The 15,638-nt window shown below is 39.6% G+C and carries 12 protein-coding genes and 1 pseudogene; 2 read left to right on the top strand and 11 right to left on the bottom strand.

Annotation, left to right across the window (positions count from 1 at the left end; genetic code table 11):
• Nucleotides 1-53 precede the first annotated feature (53 nt).
• Nucleotides 54-716, top strand: coding sequence for a trimeric intracellular cation channel family protein (locus DX522_RS09410; RefSeq protein WP_115180598.1), 663 nt, complete (start codon nt 54-56; stop codon nt 714-716).
• Between the two features lie 162 nt (nt 717-878).
• On the opposite strand, the gene DX522_RS09405 is transcribed toward DX522_RS09410, so the two are convergent.
• On the bottom strand, nt 879-1,262 hold the full coding sequence (locus DX522_RS09405) for a hypothetical protein (protein WP_115180597.1): 384 nt from the start codon (nt 1,260-1,262) through the stop codon (nt 879-881).
• Nucleotides 1,263-1,469: 207 nt separating this feature from the next.
• Here DX522_RS09405 and proA point away from each other — a divergent pair, with 207 nt between their 5' ends.
• Entirely contained in the window at nt 1,470-2,723 is a 1,254-nt protein-coding gene (gene proA, locus DX522_RS09400; RefSeq protein ID WP_115180596.1) for a glutamate-5-semialdehyde dehydrogenase, read from the top strand.
• A gap of 67 nt (nt 2,724-2,790) precedes the next feature.
• Here proA and DX522_RS09395 read toward each other — a convergent pair whose 3' ends face one another.
• From DX522_RS09395 to seqA, 10 genes and pseudogenes are all read right to left on the bottom strand, one after another.
• The gene (locus tag DX522_RS09395) at nt 2,791-3,639 is read right to left on the bottom strand and encodes a DUF808 domain-containing protein (RefSeq protein WP_115180595.1); all 849 of its coding nucleotides are present in this window, start codon (nt 3,637-3,639) and stop codon (nt 2,791-2,793) included.
• A 40-nt stretch (nt 3,640-3,679) separates the two neighbouring features.
• Nucleotides 3,680-5,824: a DNA polymerase III subunit gamma/tau gene (gene dnaX, locus DX522_RS09390; protein WP_115180594.1), complete on the bottom strand. Its 2,145-nt coding sequence runs from the start codon at nt 5,822-5,824 to the stop codon at nt 3,680-3,682.
• 16 nt (nt 5,825-5,840) lie between these two features.
• The gene (apt, locus tag DX522_RS09385; protein WP_049367393.1) at nt 5,841-6,383 is read right to left on the bottom strand and encodes an adenine phosphoribosyltransferase; all 543 of its coding nucleotides are present in this window, start codon (nt 6,381-6,383) and stop codon (nt 5,841-5,843) included.
• A 113-nt stretch (nt 6,384-6,496) separates the two neighbouring features.
• Entirely contained in the window at nt 6,497-7,456 is a 960-nt protein-coding gene (gene lpxM, locus DX522_RS09380) for a lauroyl-Kdo(2)-lipid IV(A) myristoyltransferase (RefSeq protein WP_115180593.1), read from the bottom strand.
• A 9-nt stretch (nt 7,457-7,465) separates the two neighbouring features.
• On the bottom strand, nt 7,466-8,233 hold the full coding sequence (locus DX522_RS09375; RefSeq protein ID WP_115180592.1) for a TSUP family transporter: 768 nt from the start codon (nt 8,231-8,233) through the stop codon (nt 7,466-7,468).
• Between the two features lie 10 nt (nt 8,234-8,243).
• A pseudogene (gene mepA, locus DX522_RS09370) lies at nt 8,244-9,115 on the bottom strand (penicillin-insensitive murein endopeptidase).
• 65 nt (nt 9,116-9,180) lie between these two features.
• Nucleotides 9,181-10,254 carry a chorismate synthase gene (gene aroC, locus DX522_RS09365; RefSeq protein ID WP_115180591.1) on the bottom strand — a complete coding sequence of 358 codons (1,074 nt, stop codon included), beginning with the start codon at nt 10,252-10,254 and terminating at the stop codon, nt 9,181-9,183.
• A 15-nt stretch (nt 10,255-10,269) separates the two neighbouring features.
• Nucleotides 10,270-13,614, bottom strand: coding sequence for a mechanosensitive channel MscK (mscK, locus tag DX522_RS09360; protein WP_115180590.1), 3,345 nt, complete (start codon nt 13,612-13,614; stop codon nt 10,270-10,272).
• 16 nt (nt 13,615-13,630) lie between these two features.
• Nucleotides 13,631-14,980 carry an o-succinylbenzoate--CoA ligase gene (menE, locus tag DX522_RS09355; RefSeq protein WP_115180589.1) on the bottom strand — a complete coding sequence of 450 codons (1,350 nt, stop codon included), beginning with the start codon at nt 14,978-14,980 and terminating at the stop codon, nt 13,631-13,633.
• 4 nt (nt 14,981-14,984) lie between these two features.
• On the bottom strand, nt 14,985-15,626 hold the full coding sequence (seqA, locus tag DX522_RS09350; protein WP_115180588.1) for a replication initiation negative regulator SeqA: 642 nt from the start codon (nt 15,624-15,626) through the stop codon (nt 14,985-14,987).
• Nucleotides 15,627-15,638: the final 12 nt, after the last annotated feature.

The following is a 15,638-nucleotide window of genomic DNA, read 5'->3' as shown; positions in this document are numbered from 1 at the left end:
CATTCCCTTTTAAAATAAGCAAAATAATAACCGCACTTTAGGAACCACAAAAAATGCTATTAAGCGTACTTTATATTATTGGAATTACCGCCGAAGGAATTACCGGCGCATTAGCCGCTGGACGAGAAAAAATGGATATTTTCGGGGTAATTATTATCGCCTGTGTAACGGCGATTGGCGGTGGTACAGTACGCGATGTATTATTAGGGCACTACCCTGTTGGCTGGGTTAAACATCCTGAATATTTCATCATGGTAGCTGGTGCGGCAGTATTAACGGTTTTTATTGCGCCGTTCATCAAACATTTTATGCGCTACTTCCGCACCATTTTCTTGGTATTAGATGCTTTAGGATTAATCGTGTATTCCATTATCGGTGCGCAGATTGCGATTGATATGGGTTATGGTTTTACCATTACATCGATTGCAGCAACGGTGACGGGAGCATTTGGTGGTGTGTTGCGTGATTTACTTTGTAACCGCATTCCCCTTGTATTCCAAAAAGAACTTTACGCCAGTGTATCATTCTTCTCTGCTGTGATGTATATGGCATTACAACATATTCAATTAGATCATACATTTACGATTTTACTGACTTTATTCAGCGGTTTTGCACTGCGTTTACTTGCTGTTCGATTTGGTTGGGGACTACCCGTTTTCGATTTCCAAGAGCAAGAAGATGAAACAAATGATAAATTACCGAAGAAAACAAAATAATTGATAAGCTGTATGTTTAGCTTTCTCTGATTAAAGAGATTGCATGATGGAGTCATAAGATAAAACTATTTAAAAAATTTTTAAAATTTCTTAAAAATCAAACTCATTTTATGTTCTAGCACTTTAGATTGTATACCGCTCAAATGCTAAACGACTCGCTAACTACTCAGAATTCAAGGCTACAATATCTAATGGAGTTTTTCGGGACACTATTTGAGCCAAATAACCATCCCCAAGCAAAAACACTTTTGTTGATAATGCAGATATATCATCTATTTTTTCTAAAGCTAAGAATAGATTAGTTTTAAAAATAGGTACTACATTTATATCGGCTAAAACATAAACTTCTGAAGATTTTACTTTTTCTTCAACCAATTTAATCAATTTATCAAATTCTAAACTAACAATACCTTCCTTTAATTTATTTATATTTCCATACTCAAATGGATATTTATAAAAAATATTTAGAACCTCTTTCTCTTTTTCCTCTGATAAGAGGCTAAAATCGTCTGAAAGAGCTTCTACACACTCTTCAAATAATGTCATACAAACCTTTATTTTATTGTTTAAGAAATATTAAGACTTACCTAGGGTTTATAAATTCTCAAATCGCACCCTACTTACTGGATATAAACTGACTAGATGATAAATCATTACTCATAATTCACAAAATCCTTAATTTTAATCATTTCACCTTTAGCATTTTTACGATAAGCTACACCATATTTTTGTTGCAATAACAAGGGATTCGATATGTTAGAACAAATGGGTAAACAGGCTAAAGATGCAGCCTTTATTTTAGCGCAGTTAAACACCACTGAAAAAAATCATGCACTCAGTATCATTGCGGAACAATTAGAACAACAAGCTGACCGTATTCTAGCCGCAAACCAAAAAGATATTGAAATTGCGAAACAAAGTGGTTTATCTGAAGCCTTAATTGATCGCCTCTTATTAACCGAAGATCGCCTAAAAGGCATTGCGAATGATGTTCGCCATGTGATTTCTCTTGCCGATCCTGTGGGCAAAATTATTGATGGCGGTACATTAGATAGCGGATTAAAGATCGAACGAGTTCGCACTCCGCTTGGCGTGATTGGCACTATTTACGAAGCACGTCCTAATGTGACCATTGATGTGGCAAGCCTTTGCTTAAAAACGGGCAATGCCGTGATTTTGCGTGGTGGAAAAGAAACACAACATTCCAACCAAATTTTAGTAGAAGTGGTACAAAATGCCCTTGAACAAGCAGGATTACCACGCCATGCAGTCCAAGCCATTACAGATCCGAATCGTGAACTTGTGATGCAACTACTTAAATTGGATCGCTATGTGGATATGATTATTCCTCGTGGTGGTGCTGGTTTACATGAGCTTTGTAAACAACATTCTACTATTCCCGTGATTGTCGGTGGTGTAGGTGTTTGCCATCTTTTTGTGGAAGAAAGCGCTGACCAAGAAAAAGCCCTTGCGGTGATTGCCAATGCAAAATGCCAACGTCCGAGTACATGTAATACGCTAGAAACACTTTTAGTTCAGCGCTCGATTGCTGATGCTTTCCTACCAAAACTCGCGAAATATTTAGCCGAGAAAAAAGTAAAATTCCATGCAAAATCGACCGCACTTTCGATTCTTCAAGCTGTAAATGTTGATGTGCAAGAAGTGACTGAACAAGCACTACGCCAAGAATGGGGTTCACTCAATCTCAATGTTGTGGTGGTTGAAGATATGGATGCGGCAATTGCTCACATCCGTGAATATGGCACACAACATTCGGAAAGTATCTTAACGGAAAATCAACGACTAGCCACACAATTTATCAATCAAGTGGATGCAGCAGCCGTGTATGTGAATGCAAGTACCCGATTTACCGATGGAGGACAATTTGGTTTAGGTGCAGAAGTGGCGGTAAGTACTCAAAAACTTCACGCTCGCGGCCCTATGGGATTAGAAGCCTTAACCAGTTATAAATGGGTTTGTGTCGGCGATTATACTTCTCGCCAATAATCTGTTTCATCCATAAAAAAACCGCACTCTGAAAAACATCAAAGTGCGGTTATTTTTTATCTTGTTTTTAGTGTTTGCTGAATAATTTCATCGCGGGTAATACAATCGCACAAGCAATTGCGCCAACAATCACCCCCACGACTAATGTCGCCACATTACCTAATAAGCCATCTGCTAATTGATAATCAGCGAGCAAATGATGAATGAAATCGACATTATGTACGAAAATACCACCACCCACTAAGAACATCGCAAGCGTACCGATAAAACTAAGTGAACGCATAAATTTAGGCATAATCACTAAAATTGCGTTCCCGATTGACTTCGCCACACCACCTTTTTTGATAAGGTATAAACCGAAATCATCCGCTCTAACAATTAATGCTACTAAGCCATAAACAAAAATAGTAATCCCGATACCCACTACCGAAAGGGAAATAATGCGTGTCAGCAAGCTCGCTTCAGTTAATTCACCTAATGCAATAATGATAATTTCAGCAGAAAGAATAAAATCGGTACGAATTGCCCCTTTAATTTTAGCGGCTTCATTAAAGGTTGTTTTTTCTTCATGCTCTTCATGAGCAATAAATTTATGTAAAATTTTCTCTACACCTTCAAAACACAAATACGCCCCACCAATCATCAGAAGTGGCACAATTAACCAAGGTAAAAACGCAGAAAGCAGTAAAGCAATTGGAATTAAAATGGCTTTATTGACTAACGATCCTTTGGTGACTGCCCAAACAATGGGTAATTCACGATCGGAAGATGCACCCGTTACTTGGTTAGCATTTAACGCTAAGTCATCGCCTACCACGCCAACGGTTTTCTTGGCTGCCATTTTGGTCATCAAGGCGACATCATCAAGAATCGATGCAATGTCATCAATAAGGGTAAAAAGAGAGCTAAACGCCATATTCTTTCCTTTATAAAGTTAAAATTTAGAGAAATGAGTTTTAGACTGGTCGAATGCTTTCGACATCCAACTTCGCATCAAACTCTTTTTGTAATAAAAGCAGTTTTTTATCTTGCTGTAAATCCGTACGTGCCTGTTCACGCAAGTCTTGATAAACTTTTTTACGGTAATCCATTGGTGTTAAAACATCGGAATCTTCAACAAAAATCGACAATTTGACTGGTTTTTCATATAAACGTTCAAGATGTTCTACTAAATTTTTAATATTTCGATCTTGTTTTAAATGCGCTTTTTCAGAATGAAGTCCGAGTTGAATTTCATCTTCTGTTTGCGACTTAATGAAGCAATTTAATGCTAACTCTTTTGAAAAGCCAATCACGCCAGAACGTTCGACAATATCCGTCCAAGGATCTTGTTTTTGCGTAATTTGAATAATTTTCTCACGCAATTCTGGTGTCACATCTTTCAACATTGCCTGTTTAATATCAGAAGGGCGCACACCACTATCTACTTTGGCTAAATCCGGATTACTCCACTCCCAACGATAGGTTTCCGCATCCAGAATTTCTTGCTCTTCCGCATCCATTTCAGCATTGTCATCAATAGTATTTTCAACCGTCTCAATACTTTGCTTTAACTCGTCAGCTTGTTGAGTCATTGGATTTGGTTCCGCGGCTTTCGTTTGCGTAGCTTTCGGTGGTGTCATCTCTCGCACAGGAAGTGCGGTCATTTTTGGGGAATTTTTTTGCTCGTCCAACTCTTGGAGATGATGCAAGGTTTCTTCCACTGCGGCTTGCTGTTCATCATGATGATGTTGGCGCTCTGATTGCTCAATTTTCGTTAATTGATTCAATGCTTCTAATGCCGCAAGACTGGCTAAATTCAATGAAGACGTGGCTTGAGTGGAAACAGGTTGAGAAGGTGAAGAATGCACAATCGCCGATTGAGCCATCGGCTTTTGCGCTTGTGCAGAATAATTTGCTTTGATGTTTTGCGACAGCACCGGCATATCCACATAACCAGAAACAGGCTGATTTTCAACTGCACTTTTCAGTGTATTTTGTTCAGGGGATAGCCCGCCTTGTTTAGGCGTTTGTGCTGCCGTAAGGAACTTTGGGTGGAATGCCAACGCCCTCAATAACGTCATTTCTGCACCAATCCGACGATTTGGTGCGGAAGCCAATTCTTTTCGACCTGATACAATTACTTGATAGAAGAATTGTACGTCTTCCGGTGAAATATGTTTAGCCAGAAAACCGAGATGATCGTTTTCGTCCGTAGCACTTTTAGCGAGCAACTGCATTAAGGCAATTTGATGTAATTTCTCTGCTGTTTCTGCCAATAACTCATCCCAATCGCCCGCTTTTTCTGCCACCGTTTGGATGGTTTTCATTAAACGCTCACCGTTACCTTGATGTAAGGCGTAAATGATTTCAATTGGCTGATCTTCATCTAACAGCCCAAGCATGGTATTCACCACATCAGTAGAAACTTTACCGTTGCCCATGGCTATCGCTTGATCCGTTAAACTTAAGCTATCACGAATACTTCCCTGTGCCGCTTTGGATAATTTATCTAGTGCTGGCGCATCAAAAGGAATATTTTCGGCAGTAAGCACGCGATTAAGGTGCGCTGAAATTTGCGGTTCATCTAATGCTTTAAGATGAAATTGCATACAACGGGATAAAATCGTAATCGGTAATTTTTGAGGATCCGTTGTAGCGAGTAGGAATTTCACATATTCAGGTGGTTCTTCCAAGGTTTTTAACAACGCATTGAAAGAATGACGGGAAAGCATATGGACTTCATCGATAAGATAGACTTTATAATGCCCTACTACCGGCTTATATTGCACATTGTCTAATAGCTCACGCGTATCTTCTACTTTGGTACGAGAAGCCGCATCGATTTCAATTAAATCAATAAAGTTGCCCGCTTCGATCGCTTTGCAGTTTTCACATTCACCACAAGGATCGGCAGTAATACCGTTTACACAATTTAACCCTTTCGCAAATAAACGAGCAATGGAGGTTTTACCTACGCCACGAGTGCCGGAAAATAAATAAGCATGATGTAAACGGTTTTCTTTTAAACCGTTTTCCAAAGCAGTGAGTACATGGCTTTGCCCCACTACTTCAGAAAAGTTTTTTGGTCGCCATTTTCTGGCTAAAACTTGGTAGCTCATCGCATCTCTTTAAAAATTAATGGCCTTCAAAATTCACTAAGGTGTAGCAATCAATGCCTAAATCACGTAAGCGTTTTTCGCCCCCTAAATCTGGCAAATTAATTACAAAGGCAGCATGTTTCACATCACCACCTAAACGTTGAACTAATTTCACGGTGGCTTCAACTGTACCACCCGTCGCCAACAAGTCATCAATGATTAACACGTTATCACCTTGAGAAATGGCATCAGTGTGCAATTCAAGGGTGTCTTGACCGTATTCTAACTGATAAGACTGTGCAATCACTTCACGAGGTAATTTGCCCGGTTTACGAACTGGGATAAATGGCAAGCCCAATGCTAATGCAACTGGCGCACCAAAAATAAATCCACGAGACTCAGTACCAATTACTTTTGTGAGTCCTTGATCTTTATACTTTTCAACGATCAAATCGATTGTGGCTTTAAAAGCCGCAGGCACTTCAAGTAAGCTCGTGATATCACGGAAAATAATGCCTTCTTTTGGATGATTTGGGATAGATTTGATAGAAGATTTGATTAATTCAAGTTGTTTGTTCATAAATAATTGCTCAAAAAAGAGTAAGAAAAAATCCTGTTTTTAGGCTCGCATTCTAGCATATAAAAATGCAAAAGTGCGGTGAATTTTGACCGCACTTTTGTAAATAAAATGGATTAATCTGGGTAAATATCTTCCCCGTCTTTTCGAGTACGAAGAAGCTGCAAAATCCAGACATATTGTTCGGGTGTTGGCGTAACGAAATACTCAATTTCTTCGTTCATCGCACGGGCTGATTGCTCAGGATCTTCGCTTAATTGCATCGGTGGGCGAATTTCCATTTCATACTTTCCACTCTTGGCGTTATAGCGTGGGAACATTGGAATAACCATCGCTTTCGCTAATTTTGCCATTTTGTTTAACCCAGGAAGCGTCGCCTTATAAGTAGCAAAGAAATCCACAAAGACACTTTGCTCGGCACCAAAATCTTCATCAGGAAGATAATATCCCATTTGACCTTGTTTGATATGTGCTAAAAACGGCTTAATACCATTTTGGCGAGCATGCATTTTTCCACCAAAACGTTGACGCGCTAAAGTCCACAGCCAATCCACCAACGGATTTCGGTGCGGGTTATACATTGATGTCATCGGCATGCCATGTGTATGTAAAATAATGCCGGACGCATCAATCGCCCAACCATGTGGCACCATTAAAATGATATTATGACCTTCGGCTTTGGCTTGTTTGATATGCTCAAGGCCAATGAATTCGCTACGTTTTTGTAAATGTTTTTTAGAACGAATGGCAATTTCACCAATACCAAGCATGACTTGTGCGACCGTCACAAACATCTCTTCAATCACTTTGTCACGCTGCTCTGCCGTCCAATAGGGGAAACAGAGTTTCAAATTAATCTCGGCACGAATACGTGGCTTACCGATTTTTTTCGTCAGTGCACGTGCCAATTTCTCAGCTAATTTATCGCGTAAACGAAACGGTACAAAAGCCAATAATAAAAGCACAAAAATACCAAGCCAAATGCCCCAATTTTTCGGGTGCAAATATGACCATGAAAAATGCGGTTCATAGCCTGTTCGAGCCGTAATACGTAATTTTTTCTGAGAATCTGTCATAATCAATTGTTAAAAATGAAACCAACCTTGATCATACGACATTTTTATCGTCATGATAAATGACATAATCACCACCATCGGTCTAATCAGTTGTTTGCCTTTTGCCATCACCATTTTGGCACCTAAATTTGCACCTATCAGACTTCCTGCCATCATCACTAAACCGACAGTCCAAATGACATGACCACCAATAAAGAAGAAAATTAATGAAGCAAAATTTGAGGTTAAATTCATCACTTTCGCATGGGCGGTCGCTTTGGTTAGGTTAAATCCAAGTAACGTCACACAAGCTAGATTCATCAATGAACCCGTCCCCGGCCCGAAAAAGCCGTCATAAAAACCTAGCAATGAACCAAAACATAATGCAAAAACAGCGTAAGAAATTCGTTGTTTGCGATCACTTTCGCCCAATTTAGGCGTAAATAAAAAGTATAAGCCAATGGCTAAAATGAGAAATGGAAGCCCTTTTTTAATTAATGACGCATCTAAACTTTGAATAAGCAAGGTACCAATCACCGAACCGATAAAAATCACCAGTAAGATGAAAGAAAACTCCGATAAATTGACCGCTCTTTTACGCAGAAAGTAAATACTTGCCGACAACGCACCACCAAACGCTTGTAATTTATTGGTTCCTAACGCCATCGCTGGTGGCATGCCTGTCATTAATAAGGCAGGGATTGTAATTAAGCCTCCGCCACCCGCTATCGCATCAATAAATGCGGCAATAAAGGCAGCAGCAAAAAGCATGGCTAATATATCAATCCCCAACTCCATCGTTTAACTCCTACTCTAACCATTCGCTACTATTTGGCGAACTCAACACCTGTTGGCATAAAAACGGCTCTGGTGGTGTCACTTTTGGTTTAGAAGAGCCTGAACTTGGTTTTGCGGGTTCAAACCAAGAATAAAGTTCATCGCCACAACCATCGCCTGCTGGTACAGGTGCTTGATCTTCACAATAAGCAGCATCTTTCGGGCAAGCAATGCGAACGTGGAAGTGTGAATCATGCCCAAACCATGGACGAATTTTGTGTAACCAAGCACGATCATCACCCGCAGTATGACAAAGTTTTAATTTAATCGCTGGGTTCACAAAAATACGGGTCACTTTGGGATCTTGCGCAGCCAATTTAATTAACGTTGCATGATTGTTATTCCATACATTTTCATCAACACGTTGTGTTTGACGGTTCACCACAAGCAAGCCTTTTCCGTCAGAATTTAACGCTTCACTGTCTGTCATGGTCCCCATGCGCAACCAAATATCCGCGTCTAATCCCATTTGATGGCTTGCATGGCCCGTTAAAAAGCGACCACCACCTGGCATAGCAATATCCCCAACTAACATCGTTGGTAAGCCTGCTGACTTCGCTTTTTGTCCAAGACGCTGTAAATAGGCAATCATATCCGGATGACCATAATAGCGATTTTTATTCATACGAATCACTTGGTAGCCCTCACCTTTATAAGGCAATGGCTCTGCCCGATAATACAACCATTCGAATAGCTGCCGATTGGATTTGCTTTACCATCTATTGCAGGAATTGGACGTTTAATTCGTTGCCAGTCTTGTGGCGAGGCTGCTGTTTGTAACGAGAAAAAAACACTCCCTAAAGCAACCGCACTTGAAAGTAATTTTGCTAAAGATTTATTCATAAGATTTCCTAAAATAAGTTGATTTCTCTTCAACAAAAGAGCACAAGAAGCTTAATTTAAAAGAGTTATTTGCATTGCGCCTTAAAACGCAATAAATGATCGAGTAACACAATTGCAACCATTGCCTCCGCAATGGGTACTGCACGAATCCCCACACAAGGATCATGACGGCCTTTTGTCACCACTTCCACAGACTCTCCCGCTAAATTAATGGAACGGCCTGGAATCGTGATACTGGATGTCGGTTTCAATGCAATCGTTGCAATAATTGGCTGTCCTGAGCTAATGCCCCCTAAAATACCGCCAGCATGGTTGCTTTCAAAACCATTTGGTGTCATTTCATCACGATGTTCACTGCCTCGCTGTTCAGCCACGGCAAAACCATCGCCAATTTCTACACCTTTAACAGCATTAATCCCCATTAAAGCATGAGCTAAATCTGCATCAAGTCGATCAAAAACGGGCTCACCTAAACCAACAGGAACATTCTCTGCAATCACAGTTAGCTTTGCCCCAATCGAATCGCCTTCTTTTTTCAATTCACGGATTAATTCATCAAATTTTTCAACCGCACTTTCATCTGGACAGAAAAATGGATTGCTATTCACTTTATCCCAATCAATTTTATCGATAGTCTGTGGTGCGATCTTTACCTTGCCAATCTGGCTTAAAAAACCTCGCACTTCAATGCCAAACTGCTCACGTAAATATTTCTTCGCAATCGCTCCCGCAGCTACACGCATGGCGGTTTCACGCGCAGAAGAACGACCACCACCGCGATAATCACGAATACCGTATTTTTGTTGATAGGTAAAATCCGCATGTCCAGGACGGAAACGATCTTTGATATCACCATAATCTTGTGAACGCTGATCACCATTTTTAATGATCATTCCAATACTGGTCCCCGTTGTTTTACCTTCAAACACCCCAGATAAAATCTGTACCTCATCGTCTTCGCGACGTGGTGTGGTATAACGTGATGTACCCGGTTTACGACGATCTAAATCGGATTGAATATCGGCTTCCGATAATTCAAGATTCGGTGGTACACCATCAACGATGCAGCCTAATGCAATACCGTGCGACTCCCCAAAGGTCGTCACACGAAAAAGTTGTCCGATAGTATTCCCTGCCATATTTTCTCTCTTTAATTAATGATTTTGCGCTAATTTTGCTACATCAATAAATGGAATTTCTTCACCAGTATCTTTATTCTTAATAAAGATATCTAATTGGTTGAATGCAATATCAATATTATTTTCTGCAAATAATTCATTCACACGACGATTGAGTGCATCAAGCGTATCATTACGCTCAGACACTTGACCTACATAAACACGTAATTCGTGATCTAATGTACTTGCACCAAAGGTTAAAAATAGCGCTCTTGGCTCTGGATCTTTTAAGATGCTTGGTTGCTCATGTGCTGCTTGTAATAATAAGCGTTTCACTAAGTCTAAATCTGAACCATACGCCACACCAACAGACACCACCAAACGAGTAACGGTATTAGACAATGCCCAGTTGATCACTTGACCTGTTACAAAAGATTTATTTGGCACAATCACTTCTTTTCGATCAGGATCAATCATGGTAATCGCACGAATGCGGATTTTCGCCACCGTACCTGTCACACCATTAATTGTCACTGTATCGCCCACACGAATTGGACGTTCAAATAATAAAATGATACCCGAAACAAAGTTTGCAAAGATTTCTTGCATACCAAAACCGAGACCAACGGAAAGGGCTGCAAACAACCATTGTAATTTTGACCAAGACATCCCAAGCGTTGAGAATGCCCACGCACCACCAACCGCAACAAAGATGTAGGTTAATAAGGTGGTGATTGTATAAGGCGTACCTTGTGAAAGTTTCACTCGAGAGAAGATTAATATTTCTAAAATACCCTGTATGTTACGCACCAAAATATAGGTAATCACGACAATGATTAATGCAACAATCAAGTTAAAGAGTGAGATCGTTTCCGTTACCACGCCCGTTTCAGTTGTCGAGGTTTGTTGCCATAAAGTTATATCACGCAAGTAGCTTACAACAGTCACTAAATCAGACCAGACATAATAGAAGATGGCAAAAAGTGCGGTCCAAATAAAGAGATCGGTAAAGCGTAGTAACTGGCTACGTACTTCATTTAAGGCCAATCCCTCTTCTTGTTCGGTAATGACTACTACATCATCAGAAGCCGGAGCATCACTTGAATCTTGCTGTTTTTGTTGACGTTTTTCTTGTAAACGACGATAAGCTAAACGTCTTGATGCAACAGTGACACCGCGATAAATAGTATGACGTACTAATGACCACACCACCCATGCAATATAGGTATTAATAATATGTGTAATTAAATTTAAGGCAGTGTAGTAATACCCTAAAGCAATTAACACAATTAAAACAACAGGTACCAATTGCAATAAGATTCGTACAATTTTGAAAATGGTTCTATCACGCTTATCTGTTGTCGTTGAACTCAATGATTTTTCAGTACGAATAAAACGTGGTGCAATAATTACAATGCAGAAAAGCAACGCAACAATGGTATTAATTTCGCCGAGGACGTCATTGGCTAAACCTGTATCCATGACATTACTGAAAATTGACGTATTCAGTAATAGCACAACAGAAACAATAATACGTTTTGTGACGTCTTGTAAGTTAGTTGCACTCTCTTTAGCAAAACCAAAATGGCGCACTAAAATGCCATTCGGACGAAGAATAGCTAAGACAAAGCTAAAGAACCACCAATAGCCTGCCATGCTAAGTGACCATTCCCAAAAGTCTTGTGGGTTTTTCACCAAGAAAAAGCCCAACAATTGGCAAGCGGCTAAAAACCAAAGGGTGCCAGATAAAGATAAAAGTGCGGTATAAAACAATGCTAGTGGCGTATGCCATTGGCTATCTGAACAAAGCGTATTAATTTCGCCATTAATCACGCTCAAACGTTGTTTAATTAATTCTTTAAATTTAAAAATCAATCCACCAATCACAAACAAAATAAAGACATAAGTGAGTAAATACGGCAAATTATCAAAGTTTGTCGGAAAACCAATTTTCTTTCCAATGCCATCAAATTGTGCCTTGAGTGACATAGGCAGTTTTTTGATCCAATCTAAATTAATTGGATTGTTACTTTTTACCCAGAAACTTTGTTGATCGAGTTTAGACTGAATTTGATCACTGATTTGAGTAATCTGTTGTTGGGTTAACTCTAAGGAAATCGCAAAGTTCAACTGATTATTCAATGACTTAATCAAATCAGAGGCCACTTTACGACGTTCTGTTAATAAACTGGTTAATTGTGCTTTTTCCGCAGAGGTAAAAGATTTATTTTCATCTTGCTCTATTTTACTGATATAGGCATCAATATCATAAAGCTCATTACGTTTTTGTGTAATATCGAAGATCTGTACACGTAAATCCGCAATTTGTTTCGAAAGACCTTGAATATTTAAATTGGTTGGTAATTTTTGTTTTTGTTGCTGAATAATGCGTGAAAGCACCAATGTGCCTTGTAATGCGCTGATTTGCTCATCAATGGTACGTTGTGTCTGCGTTAAGTTATCCAACACATTTCGCATGCGTAGTTCATCTTGCGTTAATGTATTGGTTTTCTCTGTTTGCTCAAGTAAATATTGGCTAAGCTGCGAATTTAAATCCAACTCTTTCTGAATCAATGGATTTTGCTCAACACTTTGGTTTTGTTGTTGTACTTGCTCAACTTGGTTTTGTGTTTTAGCCAAATTCTTTTGATTAATCACGTCTTGAATAGCCGCAATTTGTTGCTGCAATGCTTGAACACGCGTATTCAATAGTTCATATCGGCTTTGATAAAGCACCGTCAACTGATCACTATTTTTTAATAGCACTTGATTATAGATATTTTTTAGCTCAATCAGTTGCAATTCCAGCTGGATTTGCTGTTTTAATAATGAACTCGTTGTTGGATCAGCCAATTTCTGATTCAATTCTTGCGTACGTTTAACATTATCTGTCAAGGCTGTTTGAGCACGTTCAGACACTGAACTCTGCCCTGCAAGTTGTGTATTCACCGCACTTAATGCAGATTGGGCATCTTGTTGTTGATTGGTTAGTTTTTCAACCTGAGTCTGCAAATTCGCTAAACTTTGCGAAGCATAATCGGTGTTATTTGTCGTGCTTAGCTGTTTTTTAAGATTTTGAAGATCAGCATTATTCTTCTGAATTTCAGAATCTGCATCAATAAGCGTATCTTGCAAATCGTTATTATTTTTTTGCTGGGTTTGAATTTGTTGCAAGAAATCAAGCGAAGCCTGGATTGTTGCGACGTTATTTGTTTTTTCATCGCCATCCGGTAATTTTTGTGCATCAGCTAATTCACTTTTTAGTGTTTTTTCCGTCGGTAAATCCGCATTATTATTCTCTGCCCAAACAGGATGAGAAAGCGCCAGTGTAAAAACAAATGAAAGACCAAGCGCGGTCAAAACACGAGAGATATTTTTCATTAAACTAACTTTCCTATTATTGCGACAGCCAATCGGCGAGCGCTTTACGAGAAATCTTTATTGCCCCTTGGATTAAATCCTGTGGGAGTTCATAGTAGGCAACGGGTTGCTTAAATCGTTCCAATCGCCCTTGTAAAAAAACGTTGAGAGATTCGACCGCACTTTCATTAAATAAGGTATGAAATTCAACAATCGCGACAGGGCGGTGGCCAAATTCCTCATCATGTTGAGGCAAAACAAAGACTTGTTTCACCAAATCTGATTGTGCAATCACTTTTTCAATTTCTTCCGGCTGAATATTTTCACCGCCAGAAATAAACATATTATCCAATCGGCCTTGAATGACTAATTCGTTATCGAGCCATTGACCTTTATCTTTGGTTTGGAACCAACCTTCAGCATTAGTAAGCGGATCAACACACCCATTGCGCCAATATCCCATGGCAAGTCCGGCACCTTTTAGCCAAACCTCTTCGTTCACTAACTTAAATTCTCGTCCGAATAAAGGTTGTCCTACACCAATTTTTCCATCCGATTGCTTAGCGAATACGGTAGAAGCCATTTCTGTCATACCATAACCTGAATAGCTTCGAATACCTAGTTCACTTAACACTTGGGTTAATTTTACAGGGATTTGTGTCCCGCCTAATAACACAGCTTGCGTGTGAATAGGCTGTGGATGCTCCACCAAATAATCAAACCAGCGTTGTAATTGCGTTGGCACGAGAGAAACATGGGAAACCTCACCAATAGATTGATAAAAATCTTCTTTTGGTAAAACTAAGGTGGCACCTGCGTAAAGCCAGCGCCACACAATACCTTGTCCGGAGACATGATAAAGCGGTAAAGAAAGTAGCCATGATTGATCTTTGCCAAAATTCATTAAGGCACAAACACCTTCCGCATTTGCCAAATGAGCAGAAACATTATGCACCACAGCTTTAGGCAAGCCAGTCGAACCTGATGTTAGCGTCATTGTGGCTGCTTTTGTCAAATCCGCTTTATGCTCGGGTAATGCTTCAGCAGCTAAATAACGAATATCTTCGGTTTGATAACAAAAATCTATGCCGTGTACTTGGCACAATTCTTCTCTTTTTTCTTGAGGAAATGCTGGATTGATACCTAAAATTTTTGCGCCTAGCTGAATAACGGCTAAATAAAGAAATAAGATCTGTTCTGAATTTTTCCCACAAAAAGCAACCGCACTTTGCGCTGTCACACCTTGTTGTAAAAGAAAGGCTTCTACTTGATTAATTTTCTCAGCAAGTTCCACCCAAGTAAAAGGATCGCCCTGCGAATTTCGCAACGCGATCTGATTTTCATATGCTGGATTTTGGGCAAATGCTTGCCAAGGGAATTTTTGCATCGACTTAATTGCTAATGAAATAAGGGCGAACTTCGTCAATTAAATATTCTGGCAAATGCATAGACTGCATCGCTCCTTCTAACATCAACATTTTACGGCCACTATTGGTATTGGTAATCACCCAATATGGTGTATCTGGAATTTGTTTCGGTTTCGTGTGATTACCCGCCACAAGCAATGTCCCTTCATCACGAGCAAAATAAACACGAGTACGACCTTGTAAGCTTTCGGTTGCCTGTGCAAAGCTTTCTGGATTGGTACGATAAAGCGTCCGTAATATATTTAAAAAACGCACCACTGCTTTTGGCTCTTCTTTGAACTCAGCAGAATTCAATAATGCACGCACTTTATCAACAATATGATTGATTGCTTCGTCCGATTGTTTTTTCACTACTTTTGGCGGCTCTGCAGGTTCAACTTTTGGTTGAGATGCTTCGGTTGTTTTTTCAGCTAAAACAGGTTCAGAATGCACCGCACTTTTTGAGATTTCAGCTGATGCTACTGATTCAAAGAAATCAACCGAACTTGCTGCATGAGTGGGTAAATTCAACAAACGGCGAAGAATATCAGACGCACTTTCTCCAATAGATTGAGTTTGTGCCGCAATGTATTGATATAATTCTTCATCGACTTCAATTATCTTCATTTTTTTCTCTCC

Source organism: Haemophilus parainfluenzae, from assembly GCF_900450995.1.
Taxonomy (GTDB): domain Bacteria; phylum Pseudomonadota; class Gammaproteobacteria; order Enterobacterales; family Pasteurellaceae; genus Haemophilus_D; species Haemophilus_D parainfluenzae_O.
This window is presented reverse-complemented; position numbering and strand designations above follow the sequence as displayed.

Bases quoted from the DNA above. Each gene is read 5' to 3' on its own strand.
- DX522_RS09410 (WP_115180598.1), top strand. From the start codon at position 54: ATGCTATTAAGCGTACTTTATATTATTGGAATTACCGCCGAAGGAATT.
- DX522_RS09405 (WP_115180597.1), bottom strand. From the start codon at position 1,262: ATGACATTATTTGAAGAGTGTGTAGAAGCTCTTTCAGACGATTTTAGC.
- proA (WP_115180596.1), top strand. From the start codon at position 1,470: ATGTTAGAACAAATGGGTAAACAGGCTAAAGATGCAGCCTTTATTTTA.
- DX522_RS09395 (WP_115180595.1), bottom strand. From the start codon at position 3,639: ATGGCGTTTAGCTCTCTTTTTACCCTTATTGATGACATTGCATCGATT.
- dnaX (WP_115180594.1), bottom strand. From the start codon at position 5,824: ATGAGCTACCAAGTTTTAGCCAGAAAATGGCGACCAAAAAACTTTTCT.
- apt (WP_049367393.1), bottom strand. From the start codon at position 6,383: ATGAACAAACAACTTGAATTAATCAAATCTTCTATCAAATCTATCCCA.
- lpxM (WP_115180593.1), bottom strand. From the start codon at position 7,456: ATGACAGATTCTCAGAAAAAATTACGTATTACGGCTCGAACAGGCTAT.
- DX522_RS09375 (WP_115180592.1), bottom strand. From the start codon at position 8,233: ATGGAGTTGGGGATTGATATATTAGCCATGCTTTTTGCTGCTGCCTTT.
- aroC (WP_115180591.1), bottom strand. From the start codon at position 10,254: ATGGCAGGGAATACTATCGGACAACTTTTTCGTGTGACGACCTTTGGG.
- mscK (WP_115180590.1), bottom strand. From the start codon at position 13,614: ATGAAAAATATCTCTCGTGTTTTGACCGCGCTTGGTCTTTCATTTGTT.
- menE (WP_115180589.1), bottom strand. From the start codon at position 14,980: ATGCAAAAATTCCCTTGGCAAGCATTTGCCCAAAATCCAGCATATGAA.
- seqA (WP_115180588.1), bottom strand. From the start codon at position 15,626: ATGAAGATAATTGAAGTCGATGAAGAATTATATCAATACATTGCGGCA.